This window comes from Paenibacillus sp. EKM10P (assembly GCF_011800655.1).
Lineage (GTDB): Bacteria > Bacillota > Bacilli > Paenibacillales > Paenibacillaceae > Paenibacillus > Paenibacillus polymyxa.
In genome coordinates this window covers 57600-78236 of the sequence record NZ_JAALET010000012.1, presented here as the reverse complement: position 1 = coordinate 78236, position 20637 = coordinate 57600, and the positions used below count along the sequence as shown (strand labels likewise).

Here is a 20637-nt window from a genome sequence, read left to right as displayed (position 1 = left end):
TCACTTGTAATAAGCTGAAATTTTTCTGTATAATGAATAAAAATTTCATATGTCTGGTTGATGTTTGCGGGAGATGGAATGAAAGTTCCAACCGAAGGGGCAAAACTCTCAGGTGCTTAGGCTGATTTACAGCAACGAGCAGGGACCGTAAACGGACAGAACTCTGGAGAGACCCTTAATTGGGCGCCGAAGGTGCACCGCAGATCACATCTGCTTAAACTCTCAGGCAAAAGGACAGAGACGCGAATAACCTGTGACAGGGATAGCCCTAGGCTTTTATAAGCTTTTAGAGGTGAAATCCTGCACAAGATGGTTGTATTTTTTCGTGCCTTTAACCTCTCCAGGAGTCGAATCAACAGATTTGACTCTTTTTTGTTTTCTACTATGCTGGAGGAGCGGGTTGAAATGAATTTGGTACATGTGTTAGAAACGATTAGTAGTTGGATATGGGGGGCGCCTCTCATCATCCTTGTTATGGGAACGGGGTTATGGCTGACCATACGTCTAAAAATGTTGCAGGTATTCCGCCTGCCCCTGGCGATCAAGCTCATCGGTAAGGCCCCGAATGAAGGTAGCGGGGATGTAAGTAGTTTTGCGGCTTTGAGTACAGCATTGGCGGCTACCGTCGGTACAGGAAGTATTGTCGGTGTAGCGACGGCCATTAAGCTGGGCGGGCCGGGTGCCTTGTTCTGGATGGTCGTTGCAGCCTTCTTTGGGATGGCGACGAAATATGCGGAAGGTGTACTTGCGGTAAAATACCGGGTGAAGGATCGGAATGGACAATTTTCCGGCGGCCCGATGTATTATATTGAAAAAGGCCTGGGACGCCGTTTTAAACCGTTGGCGATGCTGTTTGCTTTTTCAGGGATGCTGGTAGCGTTGTTCGGAATTGGAACATTCCCTCAGGTCAAGGCGATTGTATCTTCGACTGAAAACAGTTTTGGCGTTCCGCCGATTGTAACGGCGCTGACAATTGCTGTCCTTACAGGTCTTGTGACCATTGGTGGACTCAAAAGCATTGCCAAGGTATCGACGAAGGTCGTTCCTTTTAAAACAGGCCTGTATGTATTAATTTGTATCATTGTACTGATTCGATTTGCTGACCAACTTCCTGCCGCAATTGCGCTTGTGCTTCATTCGGCATTTTCAACTACATCGGCAACCGGCGGATTTGCAGGAGCTACGATTATGCTGGCCATGCGCAGTGGGGTAGCCAGAGGTATTTTTGCCAACGAAGCTGGATTGGGGAGCGCACCGATTGCAGCCGCAGCTGCCAAAACCAAATGGCCTGCGGAACAAGGGCTGATTTCCATGACAGGCGTATTTATTGATACGATGGTTATTTGTGTGATGACCGGGTTGACGTTACTGGTTAGCGGGGTGTGGAGCGGGCCTACCGATGCAGGCTTGATGACTCAGCAAGCCTTTTCCAGTGCATTTCCGCTGGGAGCAGAGCTGCTCACCATCATCCTGATTATGTTCGCATTCACCACCATGCTCGGCTGGAACTATTACGGGGAACGCTGTGTTGAATACTTGCTTGGGGTTAAGTGGATCAAGCCTTATCGTTATTTGTTCATTGTACTGGTTGGCGGGGGCGCGTTCATTAAACTGGATGCGATTTGGCTGCTGGCAGATATTTTTAACGCCATGATGGCTTTTCCGAACCTGATTGCACTGCTCGGCTTGTCGGGAATTGTTGTTGCAGAAACCCGGACTTATATGAATTCCTTGTATCCTAATAAGAACAAGGGTATTCTTGCTGGTGCCAATGTAGGGGCGGCTATCCAAGTAGAAGAAAAGGGACAAACGGTAAATTCATAAATACTAAAAGGGAGTATCCTCAGCCATCACAGGCTTGAGGGTACTCCTTTTTTTAGGTTATAAGACTGGTGATTACCGACATTTTATTTATTCTGAATATCTCTTAATCCATAACGTTTACAAACCTAAGAGTTATTACATGGGAGCATAATCGTAATTTGAAAATGCGAATCCGTAATAGTTGTATTTAAATAACCACCATATTTCTTTATCACTTGCTGGATGTTAAGTAATCCATACCCATGTTTTTTTAAAGGGGGATTGTATGTTTTGGTTGAGAATGCTGTATTGAGATAATTACTTTTTGAATTGCGAACATAAATCCATAGGGCAATATTATCGGTGAAAATTTCCAAATGAATTGAATGCTCTTTCTTTCTAGGAAGCTGCATTACAGCTTCAATAGCATTATCGAAAACATTACCTAAGACAATACATAGATCATGACTTCCAATACTAATATTTGCCGGGTTAATATGGATTTGATGGAAGAAAGCTATCCCACTTTTATTAGCGATGCTGAAAGTATGATTTACTAAAGCATCAATAACGAGATGTCCTGTTGTTATATGAAGTTTTGGTGAGTCTATATTTTTTAGAGTTTGGTTGATGTGATTAACACCCTCTTCCGTCCTCTGTTCTTGTAAACAAGCACGGACAAAAATTAACTGTTTTTTGAAATCATGAATACTTCGTTTGATATCACTAAGAGATCGAGTTGTTTCTTTATAACGTTTTTCTTGCATCAGCATTTGCTTTTGAAAAAAGCATGAGAGGTTTGACTTTTCTATCAACTTGTCCGTTAGAAAGACAATAATCACGTTCATTCCAAGAATACTGATGATTGACATTATAAAGAATAAATTATGTTTCATAAAAGAAAATAAACCGTAATGTATGAGCAAGTTAAACGATGTTCCTATTAATATTACAAAATAATACACAATCCCTATCTTGTATTTCCTTCCTTTTTTAAAATAATGAACTACTAGTACTGTAATAAGTATGAAGTGTAAAGAGGCGAAAAGTAAAAAAAGGTTAACTATTGGATTGGAAAAATGACTTTGCTTTGTTGTGCTAAATAAAAATAAAGAGTAATTAGAAAACGAGGTGACATTAATGTAAACGCAATGATTCAAAAAACTCACCCTTCCTGAAAACGAGAAATTATAAAACGAGCATACGCCTCACGAAGTGATTTAGCGTGAGAACGACCTACAGGGAATTCTTGTTCGTTTGACATAATAACAGAAGTAGCTGAAAACTTACGTATATGAACTAAATTCACAATTATTGACCTATGTATAAACACAAACGGATATTTTAATTGTTCATAAACCGCTTTCAACGTTCCGGAAATAAAATAGTTGTGTGAATCCGTTGCAATACAAAGTTCATTATGGATGTAATTGTTTTCACCTTTTGAGATGGCTATGATCTCAGAGTGTCTCAATACAAGATGCTCAGTTTTATTTTTCACAGACAGAAAGTGGGATACTGAAGAACGCATATAATGACATAGTTTATTTATTTTTTCTACAAAGAGTTTATAAGTAAGGGGTTTAAGTAAATATTGAAATGCTTGTACTTCAAAACTTTCTAGCATGTATTCTGGATAGTTAGTTAGAAATATGATTTGAACTTCTCGGTCAGGAAAAAGGCGAATAAGTTTTGCAGTTTCAATTCCCGATAATTCCCTCATTTCAATATCTAACAAGATAATATGAAAGGGGTATCGCTCTTGTGAACTGTAAGATTTGATTAGATCTTCCCCAGATAAAAAGAATTGTAGATTAAAATCTAAGGATTCACTTACTGACATACACATGAAAAAGTGTTGTAAAATTTTATGCATTGCGGGATCATCGTCACAAACAGCAACTTGAAACAAATAGACCACCTCAAATATGTTATATAAATCCAGTATATTGTAAAAAAAGTCTATTCGAAGTGATGTTTTACATATGAAAAAAATTACCATCAGGTTATGGAATTTTTGTTAGTAAAAGTTCAAATGCATACTTATACTGTGGAGAGGACGTAGCGCAGGCGAGGGAATGGATACGTTCTTCTTTATTGCTTAGAAACCTTATTTTCAGCCTTTATAAAAGTATTCAGTTAAGGCTCTACTGGTTCAGTTCGCGTCACGATAACGGCAGGAACAAGCAGTTGCACGCTCCTAGTACTTTTAATCTTTGTTGCTGTCTCAAGCAGTCTAATCCTTTACTTTCTTTGGACATATAAACAAAGAATTAACAAGTAACGTACTTTGCCATTAAAGAAATATAGGTAACAAAAATATTAATCTCACATGAAGCTGACATATTTGGTTGTTGAGATGGACTTCTTTGCATTTCAGGATACAAGCTTATTTTTTCTTTTTGCCTTATGCTACATTAAAAGCCGAGAAGGAAAAGCTATCTAGTATAGATATTGTCCAGAGAGAATAAAGTATATGAATAAACTATGAAGGTGTAGGATGGCTTTTAAATTCAGTCCGGTTTCGGATGATGGACATCTAATCTTGGTGGCTAGTGTGCACTGCGAGAATGCAATTACAACTCAGAATGAGCGTACATCTTATTTTTAAAACTTATGTGAATTTTGTCACTAGTTAATCGATTCATAATTACATAGGGACCGCATCCATTCTAAGGAGGGCTAAAATGAAAGCTTCGCAATATAACTTTATTTTTAATGACATTATTGAAAATACCGATAAAACGGTACTTTATAATTCTCGAACAGGTGCATTGGCAGTTCTTGAACCGGAGTACTATAAACAGTTTTGTGAACTTACAAACAATGGATTGGCAATTAATAATGATACTTATCTTAAAAATCTTATCGAATGTGGCTATATCGTAGAAGATAATATGAATGAAAAAGCATATGTAAAGGTAAACCTCTTAAAAAATCGGTTTGAATCTTCTAATTTAATGCTAACAATTGCCCCTACAATGGCCTGCAATTTTAGATGTGTATACTGTTTTGAGAAAGACCAATATCATAACAAAACTATGAGTCAAGAAACAGCTCAAAGTATAGTCAATTTTGTTAAAACAAATGCTAGTAAACTTGACACTCTTAATGTTACATGGTATGGCGGTGAACCCTTGATTGCAATGAAGCAGATAGTTAGGATATCGGAAGATTTTTTGGAAATATGTAAAGAAAACAATATACAATATACGGCCAGTGTCATTACAAACGGCTATCTTTTAAATAAAGAAAAAGTTCAAACGTTAATATCATGTGGAGTAAATGATATTCAAGTCACTGTTGACGGTCCTAAAGAAGTACATGATCTTAGACGCCCTTTAGTAAGTGGAAGAGGGACATTTGATGTCATAATGAATAACCTCAAGCAAATTAAAGGGATGATTAAAATATTTATGAGAATAAATACTGACCAAGACAACTGGTTGAATTTACATGAAATCGTAGGATTCTTAAAGGAAAATTCTTTATTGGAAAATGTAATACCTTATCTAGGATTAGTTACGCCGACGAATGGAAAGTATGAGGGAACTAAGTGCTTGACAGACGAGATGTATTCAAAATTTAATTTAAAATTTATGTCGGAAAATGATATCCCAATTAGTTATATTTATCCTGCACCTAAAGGTAATTATTGTTCTGCGGACAAATATAATAGTTTCGTTATTGATCCTCTTGGTCATTTATATAAATGTTGGAGCGATATTGGAATTATTGAGCAGTGTGTTGGAAATATAAATGAAGATACATCAGTGAATTGGAATACTGAGCTTCTTGGTTGTTATTTATTATATGATCCTACTGAAGATGAAAAATGTTCAGACTGTAAGTACTTACCTGTGTGTTTAGGCGGATGTCCTCACAATAGAATGGCAGACTTTAACATATGTGAGCAATATCGTTATAATTTGCAGGAGTATATTACCGAGTGCACGAAAGTATTACTGGCTGGACAATTAACGGAAAATAAGAAGGAGGTTTCTGAATCATGTTAATGCTAAAAAAAATGTGTATTGTTTTATGTGGTTTCTTACTTATGGGGATGCCATTAGGTGCTTCAAGTAATGCGGCTTCAAATGATGTTAAGAATATCAATCTAACGGCTATAAATTGTAATGTCACCGTTACAAAAACTTCAGCAAGTGATTTTAGCTATGAGTATAACAAATCCTTGTATACTGTCACTTCTACATTAAGTGGATCTACAATTTACATCACAGTAAAGGGGAAAGGCTCAGCTAACGGCATTTCCGACAGAGTTAATATTTTAATTCCTGATAAAAGTTATGAAAAAATAACGGTAGAAAGTACAAAGGCTGGAGTTTCACTTCCAGAGCTAAATACTAATCTTGATGTCACAGGCACAGATGGTTCTTCAATGTCTGTTCGTGTGCCCGCAGGCTACTCCAAAGCTATTAATTATGAGAATATAAAAGGTTCAGGTTCCTTAACTTTTAGTAAAGGAGCTTCGGATTACACGGTTACAGTTAAACCGACTGCAAGTGCATTAAGTGTTCCTACGGGATGGCCACTGTTTAGACCAAATTTAACATACAACTATATAAACGGTGCAGGTAAAGCAAAGATAAATATCACGCTCGAGAACAGTTCATTTTCTATTGCAGCTCCAAAGTGATAAGTAGCATATAGTTTCTAAACTGTATGTTATTTATATAAATCAAATCTTAGGGAGGTAGAAAACATGGACGTATTGGTAAAAAGTGCTGTACAAGTAAGTGCACATTGCCCTTTCCACGGTTCAAGTGGCTGTACTCTTTCTTGTTCCTACAAGCAGTAGCTTAAGAGGAGTACTATTACTTAGCGAGATGTTGTTTCAGCATCTCGCTAAGATTTACCTAATATGAAGCGAAGCATAGGTGATGAATATGATAGTCCTGGAATACTTGAAAAAATACCTTTTAAAAACACGCAAGTATGTATTTTTTTATATTGCTGTTACTTCAATATTGTGGATTATAGGAATTATTGTGCCATACATTACAGGCATATATATTGACTATTTAGTATCAAAAAGTAACATAAGTATCATTTTATATTTCGTGCTTCTACTAGGTATCATAAATTTAGTAAATATTTGCATACAATATTTAACTGCACTATTCTCTACGAAATTAAATAATCTATTATTATACGAAATCTGCAATGATATCTACCAAAAAATATTCAAAACCAAACTATCGGTCTTCAAAGATAAGGATAATGCATACTTAGTTGATCAAATCAATCATGATTCATCCACAGTAGTTGACTTTTTCTCTAATAATATTTCTAACTTAGCATTACAAGTAATTACAATAATTGTAAGTGGAATTATTGTTTTAAAAGCTGATGTACTATTATGCGTTATTATATTTTCGCTTATTCCATTTTATATATTTACATATATGGTTTTTAGAAAAAAATTATATAAAGCAAATCTGAAGTATAAAAAAGAAGCAAATGAATACTACTCTAAAAAAGTCGAACAAATTAACAAACTGGTTTTTATAAAGAAAAATGTACTCTTTAATGAAATGAATGAGCGGTTAAATAAAGCATTTAATTCATTATTTAGAGTTGCGACTTCACAAGTAAAAACTAATTATATTTTCTCCAATCTAAATCAATTTATATTGATCATCTGCTATATATTTGTAATCGGAATTGGCGGTCATAAAGTTGTAATTGGCCAAATGAGTATAGGGCAGTTCACCATAATTAACACGTACCTTTCAATGATCATCTCGTCAACTTCATATTTATTAAGCTTAGCAAGCTCATACCAAGAGACGAAAGTATCGATAGAACGGTTAAATGACGTTATGAATTCTAAAAATGATATTTATGGTAGCACAACACTTGGAGAATTAGAGAAAATAAGTATTAAAAAATTAGGTGTTAAATATTCTGGTGAAAGCGTATTTAAAGATTTTTCTTATGATTTTTTTAGAGGGGGAATTTACGGGATTTGTGGCCACAATGGTTCAGGCAAAACAACATTACTTAATACTCTGATAGGTCTTTATAGTGATCTTTACACAGGAGAAATAGCTTTTAATAATTGCTCCATCAAAGATATAGATATGCTTGATATGAGGCGTTATAGAATTTCTTATGTAGAACAGAATCCGGAGTTTTTAAATCTACCAATAAAGGAATATTTGAAATTTGGAATTACTTTTTCAAAAGAGATTGCCAGTAATCAAGATGAGCTTATAACAGCCTTTGGGCTTGAAGAGATAATAACAAAAGCTAACCTTGAAAATATACTAATAAATGAAAATGGAAGCAACTTTTCTGGTGGTGAAAAGCAAAAATTAGCTTTGATTCGTGCATTAAGTAAAGATTCTTTCTTAACGATTCTTGATGAGCCCACATCAGCCTTAGATTCAAGGAGTGTAAGTGGACTTATAGAAATATTGACCAAGCAAAAGTCAAGAAGGATAACAATTGTAGTATCACATGACCAGAGACTATTAGCAGCATGTGACCATATTTTGAATATCGAAACCCAAAAGGAACGTGATGATATTGGATTCCACAGTTATGGAGTTCTTTAGAAACATCAAAAAACAGTATGGGAATTACTCACGATTGTTTAAGTTGTTTCAGACAAAGAATAAATCCTATTTATATGATGTGGGCACAGGCAAAGTTATGGAATGCACTGAAATAGAATATGTATTTCTAAATAACTTACAAGTGTACGGAGATATCGAAGAGGTAATAAAACCTACCAAAGTTAATGATGATACATTGACTGTTCTAATTGACTTAATACATGCTGCGCAGGAACAGCATTTATTTCAAGCACCTCCTCTTTTATCCTTTGCACTATCAAAAGATGAGGTTTTAGAAAATGCAAGAAGTCATCTAGAACAGGTTACTCTGGAGTTGACCGAACAATGTAATATGGCATGCCATTATTGCATATATCATTCAGGGAACATAGACTTCAGGGAGTTTGGACGCAGGCACATGTCCTGGCAGGTAGCAGAGTTAGCAATCGATTATACTCTGAAAAACTCAGGTAAAAAAGTGGCGGTAACTTTTTATGGCGGGGAGCCATTAATAGAATTTAAATTATTAAAGCATTGTGTAGACTATGCTTTGAAAAATGGTGCTGATAAAGAATTAACATTTTCAATGACAACAAACTTAACCTTAATAACTGCTGAAATCGCAGAATATCTATCTACAATTCCTAACTTTGGAGTAGTTTGTAGTATTGACGGTCCAAAGGAAATACATGATTGTAGGAGGGTGTTTAAAAATGGTGAGGGCACGTATGACAAGGCAATTAATGGTCTTAAACATATAATTAATGCTTATGGAGAAAAGAGTAATTCTCTTATATCGCTAAGCATGGTAACACCTAGACCAGCTAATGATGTAGTTATGAAAAAAATTCAAAATTTCTTCAATTCTCTTTCGTGGGTACCTAAGGATATTACTAAAAATATTTCTTATGTGAGACACTCGTCTGACATAGAAAAAACGATTACTGAAAAAAGCTCTATGTATTGTTATGATAACCCTGTAGGGAACTGGACAATTGATCTAATGTTAAATAATACTTCTATATCAAAAAATACTCCCTTTACAATCGATTTTTTACACAAACAATTCTCAATAATACATGATAGGATTTTAACTGAAACTCCTTACCCGGACTATTGTTTAAACGGCTGCTGTTCACCTGCCTCAAGAAGAATTTATGTAACGGTAAATGGAGACTTTCATTTATGCGAACGCATTGGAAAATCACCTTCAGTTGGAAACGTTTATAGTGGTATAGATGAATCTGTGTTAATCGATCGTTATATAGACGACTATGGTAAGGAGAGTTTGTCCCAGTGTTCCAAATGTTGGGCTATACGCCTTTGTTCGGTTTGTTACGTCGAATGTTACGATAGTGATAAGTTTAATATCGAAAAAAAGAGAATAGCTTGTAGGCGTTCTTTAGATATGCTGGAACATGCATTGATAAGCTATCATACTATCTTGGAACACAAACCACATTTATTAGAGGAATTAAACCATATTACATTGGTGTAATTCCAATCTATAATCAAAACGAGTCGAAGGAGGATTATAAATTGAGAATTGTAAATCCATTTGGAAGGAAGCCTTTAATGGCAAATACCCTTGGAATTGTTCCTTTATCTTGTATCTGTTCTTCCGGTGCTAATAATATACTTCATGACTTCGGACATGGCTCGAATTGTGCATGTAAATGTCGCTCTGATAGGCAAATGAATAGTAGTGCAAACTATGATATGGCTTTAAGTTGACCTATTAGAGAAACGTTTATATAACTTTTGAAAAATCGCTTCTACTCTGTTAAATGAGTGGAAGCGATTTTTATTAATCGTTAGATAACTATAGAGAATAATTTACAAGGAAATATGGATAACAGGTAGACAGTGCATGTTCAATCGTGTGTAGACCCAGCCTCGGAAGTAGCCTATTTGAGGGTTCCATTTAGAGCAGTCGTTCCAATTAATAAAATCGCACGGAGCTCATAGTTGTGCAAGTCCTCTCCAGAGCTTAAGTCCATTTTCGATGACGCTTTAGAGCAAGTAAAAGGGGAATCAAGTGAAGCTAATCTTTGATCGCTCCAGCGGCAAGATCGGAAATAAATTGGCGGCTGATGAAAAGAAACAAAATAATAAGCGGAAGTACAGCCAGCAGGGTGCCAGCAATGACCATCGCATAATCCGTATTGTAAATCCCGTTCAACTGCGACAATGCAATCTGGAGGGTGAATTTGCGCTCATCCGTTAAAACGATTAATGGCCATAAGTAATCATTCCAAGCTCCTATAAAGGTAAATGCGCCGAGAAAAGCGAACGCAGGGCGTAAAATCGGCAGTGCTACATTCCAGTACAGTCGAAAAAAGCTGCACCCGTCCATACGCCCCGCATCCAGGAGCTCCTTGGGAATAGACTCTTCTGCATACTGACGAATCCAGAAAATCCCGAAGGCATTTACCATGCCCGGGATGATGAGCGCTTTGAACGTACCTACCCATCCAAAGGAAGCCATCATGACAAAGGAGGGGACGAGCGAAAGTTGTGAAGGGACCATCATTGTAGCTAGCAGAATGACGAATAGCACCTTTTTGCCCGGAAAATCAAACTTTGCGAATGCAAAACCGGCCAGTGAATCAAAAAACAGCACCAATAGGGTAATCGAACTGGCTACAAAAAGGGTATTCAAAAAGGCGCCGGCAAAATCAATCTGCTGCAATACTCTCGTGATGTTATCCAGGAAGTGGCTGCCGAACCACAATTGTGGCGGAAAACGATAGATGTCTGAGGTTGTACGGGTTGCCATGACGATTAGCCAGTAAAATGGAAACATCGACAGGATGATACCTACCAACAGCCCGGCATATAAAACAATGGATTTTGCACGTGTCTGTATCATGTGGTAAAGCTCCTTCCATCGTTATTTTTTACCTTGAACGAGTTTCCAATTGATGATGGAGAATAGAGCAATGATGAGAAACATGCCCCATCCGACAGCAGCGCCATATCCAAAATAGTTGTTAATGAACGACTCGCGGTACAGGTATAAAACGATGGTCATGCCACTTGCCCCGGCACCGCCGTCATTACCGACCAGGACCTGTGGCTCGGTGAACAGCTGCATGCCACCGATGGTGGACGTAATGACCGTAAACAGAATGACTGGGCGCAGCATCGGAATGGTGATGCGGAAAAAAGCTTGCGCTCCGGTTGCCCCGTCTATTTTGGCGGCCTCATACAGCACATGTGGGATACTCTGGAGCCCAGCCAGATAGATAATGGCGTTGTAACCCATCCATCTCCAGACGACCATGGAAGAAATGGCGATTTGGATACCCCATGGCACATTCAGCCATTGGATCATAGGTAGCCCCAAGAGCTGCAAAAGGTAGTTGAGAAATCCAAAATTGTTGGCAAATAAGGCGCCAAAGATGATGGCAACAGCAACAATAGATGTCACATTGGGCAGGAAGAATCCAACTCGCCATAAGGTGCGCATTTTCACAAAAGGGGCATAAAGCAGAAAGGCAACAATGAGTGCTAGAAATAGCATTGGAATCGTGGCGTACACCCAGATCACAAACGTATTACCTACAGCCTGCCAAAATTCGTTATCTGTCACAAGGTAACGAAAGTTGCCCCAGCCGTTGTAGGTCATGTCTCCGATCCCGTCCCATTTGTGAAACGCCAGGTACAATGAAAAGCCAATCGGAAACAAGCCAAAGATGCCAAACAGCAAATAAAATGGCGAGATCGCAGCATAAACAGCCCGGTGCTTCCAGATTTCTCTCAGCATATTGTCCACACGCCTTTTTTGAAGTTTTATTTTTTACCGCTGTAATTCCCGTTCAATTCGTTGCATTGTTTCCGTCCATAATGAGTCGGGATCGGCATTTTGCTTGGCCACATTGGCAAGACGACGGGTCACAATGCCGTGGATGACAGGATAGCGCTCGCCGAAATAGCTATTTTTCACATGACGTGCGGAGGCAGCAAAAATGAGGCCAGTGGCCTGACCACCAAAGAAAGGCTCGGGTGTCTCCATCACTGGATCGTCATAGACGCCGGGAGTGGATGGGAACAGGCCGATTTTATGGTAGGCTTCCAGTTGGTGTTCCGGGCTTTGCAGCCAGGTCAGAACTTCAAAGGCTTCTTTGGGGTGTTGGCTAGATTTGAGGATAGAGATGAAAGACCCTCCCAGATTGCCGTCTCCTCCAGGAGCACGGGCGACTCTCCATTTGCCCGCTGTATCCGGTGCGGCTTCTGTGAGAACTTGCTTCATCCAGATTGCCCCTACGAACGAGGCGATTTTGCCGTTATTGACCGAAGCATTCCATTCAGGAGTCCAGCCATCTGCATTGGCGAGCAGATGCTTCCTGTGGAAATCCACAGCGGTTTTCCAGCCCAGGCGGATGTCAGGAGATTGATTACCGATATAACTTCCGTCCGGCTTGAAGTACAGGTTCGTATGTTGAGCGAGTACCTGATTGTAAACGTTTACAATATTATCGGCCAAAAATGAATGGCTTCCGAATTTCTGCCGAAGTTGTTCTCCGGCTGCCATATAATCATCCCATGTGCGAATCGAGGCACTGACCTGTTCAGGATCACTTGGCAAGCCTGCCTGTTCAAACAGGTCGCTTCGATAGAAGAGGGCGGTAGGCCCAGTATCCATGGGAAATGCAATCATTTTACCATCAGGAGTGATGCCCTGATTCCATTTCCATTCCAAATATTGATCCTTCAGTCGGTCTGCTCCGAGTTCCTTTAGATCATAAAAACGATCCGCACTCGGGAATAGCTCCACCATCCAGTCGTTCAGAGCTACGATGTCCGGTTCACCGGAACGAGCTGCGAGCGTTGTCTTCAGCTTGGCTTTAAAGTCACCGCCTATTTTTTGAGTTTTTAATTCAATGTTGGGAAACTGTTTTTCGGCTTGGACGAGCAATTCATCGTCAATAGAACGGTTCCAGTACCACAATGTAAGCGTTATCTTTTTGCTGTTTGACAAATTAACTTCAGATGATTGACCTTTAGAGGATAGGGACCCACTACAACCACTAATCATAGTGAGAAAAGCAAGACATAATACCAGCCATTGCCATTGTACTGTCTTCACATCATTTCCCTCCTTGCTGTCTGAATAATCTGCCTACTGAACAAGTTGTAAATGGTTTAGCTCCATCATATGAAGCTGTTACCCATTTATGTGCATTGCCTTAACCAAAAACAAAAAATTTGAAACGTTTATCCATAAAAAAAAGCACGTGCGTCTGTTATAGGAAGATCGCACGTGCTTAAGGCAGGGGATTAGCTTCATGACATCAATCGTTGTATCTCATCTTTCAGAGCTTCGGATCGAGTACCGAAAATAACCTGTAGGGTACCGTTCCCAAGCCTGATAATTCCTGACGCTCCGAGCTGCTTAAGAGCTTGATCGTTAACCGCTTTGTCGTCCTTGACGACAAGACGCAACCGCGTGATGCAGGCATCAATGCTTTGGATATTGTCTGAACCGCCGAGATAGGTTAGGACCTGGCCTGCCTGACTGGACTGGGGGCCGGATGAGGCGCTTGCTTTTCCAACGGGTATGGATTTGTTAGCCTCAAATAGAAGGGTGTCATCTACATCGTCTTCGCGCCCGGGAGTCTTTAGGTTGAATTTGAGGATGATGAAGCGGAACAGAAAATAATAAATGAAGGCGAAGACAAGCCCGATCGGGATCATTCGCAATGGGTGGGTGGAGAGCTTCATATTGACCAGATAGTCAATGAGTCCTGCTGAAAAGGAAAAGCCGAGTTTGACATCCAGTAGGTATACGACTAGGCCGCTCAGACCTGTTAGCAGAGCATGAATGCCGTAAAGCAGAGGTGCAATGAACATAAAAGAAAATTCGAGGGGCTCAGTAATACCGGTCAGGAACGACGCTAGTGCAGAGCCGATAAAGATGGAAGCGACAGCTTTACGTTTTTCCGACTTGGCCGTATGGATGAATGCGAGAGCCGCCGCTGGCAGAGCGAACATCATAATGGGGAAGAAACCGGACATGAACATACCCGCCGATGTATCGCCTGCGAAAAAACGTGTCAGGTCACCATGAACAACTTCACCTGCAGCGTTGGTATAGTCCCCAATTTGAAACCATGCGATCGAGTTCAGCACATGATGCAGACCGAGCGGGATCAGCAGTCGATTGGCAATCATGAACACCATTGACCCGATTCCACCAAAGCCAACAATCCAGTTGCCGAAGGCTGCAATGCCATCTTGTATTGGACTCCAGATCATGCCAAGCAGAATGGCTAAAATCATGGTCGTGAAGGCGGTAATCATGGGGACAAAACGTTTGCCCGAAAAAAAGCCAAGCCAATCTGGAAGCTGAATATTGTGATATTTTTTGAACAGATAAGCAGACCATCCGCCGATAAAAATACCGCCCAATACGCCCATGTCCAGCTTGACGTCGTCTGGAATATACGCAAATATACCCGGTACGGCCGCCAAAATACGGGTCAGCACCAAATAGGCAATGACTGCCGAAAGTGCGGCTACCGCGTCGCCTGCCAGACCAATAGCAACACCGATGGAGAAAATGAGCGCCAGATTGCCAAAGATAGCACCCGCCCCTTCATTCAGAAAAGGAGTGACATAATGATTCAGAAATCCACCAACTCCAGGGCCAAGCGGAATATCCGTTTCATAATTAATGAGAGCCAGCCCTTGCAAAATCCCTGCGGCGGGTAATGTAGCTACTGGAAGCATTAACGACTTGCCGATTTTTTGCAGAAATTTCAGCATAACATTCTTCCCTTCATCATCAAGTTGGGGAGTGTCGTATTCATTCTGAAATCCTTACATTCAGCCATTTTTTTACATCATAAATCGGGCAATCTAACATGGTCAACGATTATTTTAGGATATCAGAAGACGTAAATCCGCAGTTGACATCGCTTACATGCTTATATAATATCAAATTTAAGTTAATAATCGTGACGGAGACAAGAGAGCCACGCAGACATCCCATGTTACAGCACAGGGTTGGTTTGTGATGGCTTTTCTTTTTTTTGCGCGATGAAAACGATCAAAATCGGATGATCTATTGAGGAGGTTGGTTGTATGTCGCCATACGCAGCCGAATTCATAGGGACAATGATTCTTATTGCCCTAGGTGGCGGAGTGTGCGCAGGGGTGTCCCTGAAAAAGTCTTTTGCCCACGCTTCCGGCTGGATTGTGGTCGGATTGGGGTGGGGGCTCGCGGTAGCTATTGGGGTGTATGCGGTGGGCCAAATCAGCGGAGCGCATTTGAATCCCGCAGTTACACTCGCGTTGGCATTTCAGGGTAGTTTTCCATGGCAGGATGTTCCCGGTTATATTGTGGCTCAGGTTCTTGGAGCCATGGCGGGTGCAGTGATCGTCATTTTGCATTATTGGCCCCACTGGAAAGAGACGGAGGACACAGCAGCCAAACTCAGTGTATTTGCGACAGGACCAGCTATTGATCATCCGTTTGGTAACGTGCTTAGTGAAATGATAGGTACTTTTATCTTTGTTCTTGCTTTACTGTCGTTTGGTGCCAATTCGTTTACAGACGGCCTTAAACCGCTAATTGTTGGTTTTTTGGTTGTCAGTATCGGTTTATCCCTTGGAGGCACAACGGGCTATGCCATCAATCCAGCGAGGGATTTTGGGCCGCGTCTGATGCATTATTTACTACCGATACCCGGTAAGGGAGCATCCAACTGGAAATATGCATGGGTGCCCATTGTAGGACCGCTATTGGGGGGATCTTTCGCAGGGCCGTTTTATCAGGCCGTTTTTAAGGGGAGTATGACTCCGGCGTTCTGGATTTTATTAGGGGCTATCGTGGTTGTACTCTTGATTACCTTCCGTATTAGTCGTATTTATAAAAATCATAAAATGGATCACAAGCTTACAGCGTAAAAACGATGGATTTACACGGGGAGAGATGAACATGGGAAAATATATTTTGTCACTAGACCAGGGAACGACAAGTTCAAGAGCGATTTTGTTCAATAGCGAAGGAGATGTGGTGTACTCGGCCCAGCGGGAATTTCCGCAATATTTTCCTCACCCCGGCTGGGTAGAGCAGAATGCGAATGAAATCTGGAGTTCTATTCTGGGCGTTATTGCCTCCTGTCTTTCCGAATCCGGTGTAAAAGCAAAACAAATTGCTGCCATCGGCATTACCAATCAGCGAGAATCGGTGGCCGTGTGGGACAAAAATACCGGATTACCCGTGTATAACGTACTCGTATGGCAATCACGCCAAACCTCGGATATTTGCGAAGAACTGAAGCGGCAAGGGCATGAGGAGTTGTTTCACAGCAAAACAGGGCTATTGATCGATCCGTATTTTTCAGGCACTAAAGTAAAGTGGATACTGGACCATGTAGAAGGAGCGCGGGAAAGAGCGGAACGAGGTGACTTATTATTTGGTACGATTGACTCGTGGCTAATCTGGAAACTATCCGGCGGAAAGGCCCATGTAACAGACTACTCCAATGCGGCCAGAACGCTGATGTACAATATTTATGAGCTAAAGTGGGATGAAGAGCTACTGGATATTCTGGGAGTTCCGAAAATCATGTTGCCTGAGGTAAGGCCTTCTTCCGAGGTATATGCGCACACCGTGGATTATCATTTTTTTGGTCAGAATGTACCGATCGCCGGTGCAGCGGGTGACCAGCAGGCAGCCTTGTTCGGTCAGGCTTGTTACGAAAAAGGAATGATCAAAAACACTTACGGTACAGGTTGCTTCATGTTGATGAATACGGGAGATCAGCCGGTTGAATCCAAGCACGGTCTGATCACGACCATCGCTTGGGGGCTGGAGGAAGGCAAAGTGCAATACGCACTTGAAGGGAGTGTGTTTGTTGCGGGCTCTGCGATCCAGTGGCTGCGAGATGGGCTGCGCATGTTCCGTGAAGCAAAGGACAGTGAGCCTTACGCGGCCCGTGTTTCCTCCACAGAAGGAGTATATCTTGTACCCGCTTTTGTCGGGCTGGGCAGCCCCTACTGGGATAGCGAGGTACGTGGAGCGATGTTTGGTCTGACACGTGGGACCACGAAGGAGCATTTTATCCGTGCCACCCTGGAGTCGCTCGCTTATCAGACCAAGGATGTGCTTACAGCCATGGAGATTGATTCAGGTATTACGGTGAAGATGCTGCGAGTGGATGGAGGAGCCGTGTTGAACAATTTCCTGATGCAATTCCAGAGCGATATTCTGGATGCGACGGTGGAACGGCCAGTTATCCATGAGACAACGGCGCTGGGTGCCGCGTGTCTGGCAGGGTTGGCGATAGGATACTGGAAGAGTACAGATGAACTTCGTAAGCGAGTGAGAGTGGAAACTTCTTTTACCCCTACGATGGATGAAGCAACACGTGACAGCCTGTATGAAGGCTGGAAAAAGGCTGTGAATGCGACGATGGCCTACAAATAATGGCTTAAACGAAAGGGCTCTTGTTATATAACTGCAAAAAGGTGACTTCTGAATTCGACAGGAGTCACCTTTTTTAGGTATGTGCTATCCCTCAACCCTTGTAGGGTTCCAATGTTGCCGGGCTCCGCAGGAGGTGCGAATGACGAGTTCGGGCTCCACTTTAATACATTTCGTATCCATTTGTTTATTCATCAGGTCAAACAGCACCATAGCAGCCAGACGACCTATTTTTTGCTTGTCTTGTTTTACAGTCGTCAGTGGAGGATCAGTATAACGACAGGCTTCAATATCATCACATCCTACTACGGCAATATCCTCGGGTACCTTCAAGCCGCTCTCCTTGAAAGCACGAATGGCACCAAAGGCAAGCAGGTCGGTAGCCGCAAAAATAGCTCTTGGTAAATTTTCTTGCTCTATCCACGCCTTTGCGATCTGGTATCCATCCTCTGCTGCATAGTCCTTGCCATACACGATCCATTCCGGTCTGACATCAAGGCTAAACCGCTTTAGTGATGAGATAAAAGCTTCTTCTCTCTCTTTAATAACCAAGGAGGGGCGTTCTATGCCTATAAAACCCATTTCGCGGTATCCATTCATGTAAAAGTGCTCAACAACTTTCATTGAAATCTTCTGATTGTCGGACATGATGTAGCAGGAGCTGGCTCCGGTTAATTCGATATCAACACCGATGCAGGGGATAGGGCTGGCATCGAGATCAAAAACACTCTTCTCCACTTCGTCTCCGGCAATAATAATGCACCCGTCCACTGAGAAATATTTTGAGCGAGCCAAATAGTCCTCTCCATTATCCAGAAATTTCTCATTTGAAAAAAAAAGCAGGTCGTAACCGAGCAAGCCAATCTGCTTTTTGAAAACATTAATGATGTCTACAAAAAAAGGATGACTAAAATCGACATTCAGCTTGCCAGCGAATATAACGCCTACCAGATTAGATTTTTTGGTAGCAAGCGTTTTAGCCGAGGAGGAAGGTCTATAGCCTGTTTCCTCCATAATTTTGAGTACTCGCTGCCGGGTTTCCTCACTGATATCTGTGTAATTGTTTATGATCTTCGAAACCGTTGCTACTGAAACGCCTGCCATGCTAGCTATTGTTTTTATATTCATGGAATCCTCCGTAACTAAACTGATTTAGTTCATTTGACCTTGCATTCTAAAATTAATGATTACTCGTATTCTATGCTACCTCATAGAAGAGAGTCAACCGTGCTATTATAGGATAAATCCTAATATATTATGGATAATGAAGTTCGATTTAACGATAGTTAATGATTTTTTGATAATTTACAAATTGCTATTTACAAATACAGGCTATTCGATACATAATAGTAGCTGTAATTAACTAAACCGCTTTCGTAAGAGTGAGTGCATTTATTCTAAGATTACAGGGGGAATTTTGCAATGCTGAAAAAGTGTTTTTCTTTACTTGTTGTAACCGCTTTAATCGTGGTATTAGCCGCTTGCGGTAAAGGTAACGAAGCTGGGCAGAACGGGAATAAAAAGGTCACGTTAAAAATTATTCATTGGCAGCAGGAGAATATTAATAACTATATAAAGGAATTTAATAAAAAGTTTGAAGAGAAGTATCCTGATGTTCAGGTGGAGTATACGACGGTTCCTGCTGATTCCACTTATGATCAACTGATGCAAACGCGTATGAATGCGGGTTCAACCGGTGATGCAGATATTATTCCTCTGAAATTCAGCTTCGTAGGCGCACCGCAGGAATGGTCTAAGGGAGCTGCTGATCCGATGTGGAAGCAGTGGATCGAGGGAGGACTCATTGCAGATCTGTCAGATCAAGCTTTTATCAAAAACTATAATCCTACAGATGTCAAAAATGCCATGACCTATAACGACAAGGTATATGGTGTGAACATGGGGAAGGTGGCCCTGACAGGACTGTTTTATAACAAAGAGATTTTTGAAAAATATAATCTTGCTGTGCCCACGACATGGGACGAACTGGTGAATGTTATGAAGGTGCTCAAAGATAACGGCGTAGAACCGATTGGTTTCGGCGGTAAAGATGTATGGCCTATTAATCTTGCAGTCCAAGGACTTCAAGCCTCTATCCATGATGATCAGCTGGAATATATCAAAGGGCTGTGGACAGGCAAGACCAAACTGACTGATCCTGTCCAGCTTGAGGTGCTGGAAAAATCACAAATTTTGATGAACAATGCCATTGGTGGATTTATGGGAATTGACTATGGCACCTTGCCAAGTTTGTTTGCTTCAGGTCGTGTAGCTATGATTGCAGATGGTACGTGGGATGCAACTACGATCCAGACAGCCAATCCAGAGCTGAAATTTGGTTATTTCCCGATTCCGGGCAGTAACGACCCCGCCAAAAATAAAAACCTGGCAGGCAAGTATGATATGACCTGGATGGTACTAGAAAAGTCACCAAACAAGGAGTATGCGATCAAATGGCTTGAAATGCTCTCTGAGAAACAGAACTACACGGATTTTGTGAACGCTGCTGGATTTTTGCCAACACAGTCTGATGTGAAGATAAGCAGCGATTTCGTTAATGAAATCCAGCCTTCACTGGAAAACTTCAAGCTCTCTTGGGATCAGCTGTTTATCAATCGTAAGAATGTTGGACAGTACATTAAGGAAGCCAGTGTACATGCGGAATTTTTGGCGCCTGCCGGTCCGTTAAAAACGCCTTTGGAGCTTGCGCAGAAATCTCAAGCAGACTGGGATGCGGCAGCCCCTAAATAATCCATAGATTTTACATGAACACAATGGTAACTGCAAAGCTCCCATAATAATGTGAAAAGGTGTGAG

General features: G+C 40.9%; 15 protein-coding genes and 2 riboswitches. Of the genes, 8 read left to right on the top strand and 7 right to left on the bottom strand.

The window, feature by feature from the left end:
* Nucleotides 1–57 precede the first annotated feature (57 nt).
* Nucleotides 58–142: riboswitch (glycine riboswitch) on the top strand.
* 11 nt (nucleotides 143–153) lie between these two features.
* Nucleotides 154–248: riboswitch (glycine riboswitch) on the top strand.
* Nucleotides 249–405: 157 nt separating this feature from the next.
* Nucleotides 406–1824: an alanine/glycine:cation symporter family protein gene (locus HFE01_RS21595; protein WP_039269192.1), complete on the top strand. Its 1419-nt coding sequence runs from the start codon at nucleotides 406–408 to the stop codon at nucleotides 1822–1824.
* A 125-nt stretch (nucleotides 1825–1949) separates the two neighbouring features.
* On the opposite strand, the gene HFE01_RS21590 is transcribed toward HFE01_RS21595, so the two are convergent.
* Together HFE01_RS21590 and HFE01_RS21585 are read right to left on the bottom strand one after the other, a co-directional pair.
* Nucleotides 1950–2618: a sensor histidine kinase gene (locus HFE01_RS21590; protein WP_243208231.1), complete on the bottom strand. Its 669-nt coding sequence runs from the start codon at nucleotides 2616–2618 to the stop codon at nucleotides 1950–1952.
* 350 nt (nucleotides 2619–2968) lie between these two features.
* Nucleotides 2969–3715: a LytR/AlgR family response regulator transcription factor gene (locus tag HFE01_RS21585; RefSeq protein WP_226888824.1), complete on the bottom strand. Its 747-nt coding sequence runs from the start codon at nucleotides 3713–3715 to the stop codon at nucleotides 2969–2971.
* A gap of 775 nt (nucleotides 3716–4490) precedes the next feature.
* On the opposite strand from HFE01_RS21585, the gene HFE01_RS21580 reads away from it, so the two are divergent.
* The 4 genes from HFE01_RS21580 to HFE01_RS21565 all read left to right on the top strand — a co-directional run bounded on the left by HFE01_RS21580 (nucleotide 4491) and on the right by HFE01_RS21565 (nucleotide 9882).
* Nucleotides 4491–5819, top strand: coding sequence for a radical SAM/SPASM domain-containing protein (locus HFE01_RS21580; RefSeq protein ID WP_044787398.1), 1329 nt, complete (start codon nucleotides 4491–4493; stop codon nucleotides 5817–5819).
* Nucleotides 5813–6460 carry a hypothetical protein gene (locus tag HFE01_RS21575; protein ID WP_044787399.1) on the top strand — a complete coding sequence of 216 codons (648 nt, stop codon included), beginning with the start codon at nucleotides 5813–5815 and terminating at the stop codon, nucleotides 6458–6460. Before HFE01_RS21580 ends, HFE01_RS21575 begins: the two co-directional genes overlap by 7 nt.
* 268 nt (nucleotides 6461–6728) lie before the next feature.
* Complete coding sequence (locus HFE01_RS21570; protein ID WP_243208230.1) at nucleotides 6729–8384, top strand: ATP-binding cassette domain-containing protein; 1656 nt, start codon at nucleotides 6729–6731, stop codon at nucleotides 8382–8384.
* 34 nt (nucleotides 8385–8418) lie between these two features.
* Nucleotides 8419–9882, top strand: a complete 1464-nt coding sequence (locus HFE01_RS21565; protein ID WP_235332727.1) for a radical SAM protein — start codon at nucleotides 8419–8421, stop codon at nucleotides 9880–9882.
* Nucleotides 9883–10428: 546 nt separating this feature from the next.
* Here the strand turns inward: HFE01_RS21565 and HFE01_RS21560 are convergent.
* From HFE01_RS21560 to HFE01_RS21545, 4 genes are all read right to left on the bottom strand, one after another.
* Entirely contained in the window at nucleotides 10429–11256 is an 828-nt protein-coding gene (locus HFE01_RS21560) for a carbohydrate ABC transporter permease (RefSeq protein WP_107734857.1), read from the bottom strand.
* Between the two features lie 21 nt (nucleotides 11257–11277).
* The gene (locus tag HFE01_RS21555) at nucleotides 11278–12153 is read right to left on the bottom strand and encodes a carbohydrate ABC transporter permease (RefSeq protein ID WP_016818618.1); all 876 of its coding nucleotides are present in this window, start codon (nucleotides 12151–12153) and stop codon (nucleotides 11278–11280) included.
* Nucleotides 12154–12186: 33 nt separating this feature from the next.
* Nucleotides 12187–13476 carry an ABC transporter substrate-binding protein gene (locus HFE01_RS21550; RefSeq protein ID WP_107734856.1) on the bottom strand — a complete coding sequence of 430 codons (1290 nt, stop codon included), beginning with the start codon at nucleotides 13474–13476 and terminating at the stop codon, nucleotides 12187–12189.
* A 197-nt stretch (nucleotides 13477–13673) separates the two neighbouring features.
* Nucleotides 13674–15155 carry a PTS transporter subunit EIIC gene (locus tag HFE01_RS21545; protein ID WP_107734855.1) on the bottom strand — a complete coding sequence of 494 codons (1482 nt, stop codon included), beginning with the start codon at nucleotides 15153–15155 and terminating at the stop codon, nucleotides 13674–13676.
* A gap of 318 nt (nucleotides 15156–15473) precedes the next feature.
* Between HFE01_RS21545 and HFE01_RS21540 the strand changes: the two genes are divergently transcribed.
* Both HFE01_RS21540 and glpK read left to right on the top strand, forming a co-directional pair.
* Nucleotides 15474–16298 (top strand): MIP/aquaporin family protein, encoded by an 825-nt coding sequence (locus tag HFE01_RS21540; protein ID WP_167438375.1) that lies wholly within the window; start codon nucleotides 15474–15476, stop codon nucleotides 16296–16298.
* 31 nt (nucleotides 16299–16329) lie between these two features.
* The gene (gene glpK / locus HFE01_RS21535) at nucleotides 16330–17823 is read left to right on the top strand and encodes a glycerol kinase GlpK (RefSeq protein WP_016818622.1); all 1494 of its coding nucleotides are present in this window, start codon (nucleotides 16330–16332) and stop codon (nucleotides 17821–17823) included.
* Between the two features lie 84 nt (nucleotides 17824–17907).
* Here the strand turns inward: glpK and HFE01_RS21530 are convergent, their stop codons facing one another.
* Nucleotides 17908–18948, bottom strand: a complete 1041-nt coding sequence (locus tag HFE01_RS21530; protein WP_019688423.1) for a LacI family DNA-binding transcriptional regulator — start codon at nucleotides 18946–18948, stop codon at nucleotides 17908–17910.
* Nucleotides 18949–19242: 294 nt separating this feature from the next.
* Between HFE01_RS21530 and HFE01_RS21525 the strand changes: the two genes are divergently transcribed.
* Complete coding sequence (locus tag HFE01_RS21525; RefSeq protein ID WP_107734854.1) at nucleotides 19243–20571, top strand: ABC transporter substrate-binding protein; 1329 nt, start codon at nucleotides 19243–19245, stop codon at nucleotides 20569–20571.
* Nucleotides 20572–20637: the final 66 nt, after the last annotated feature.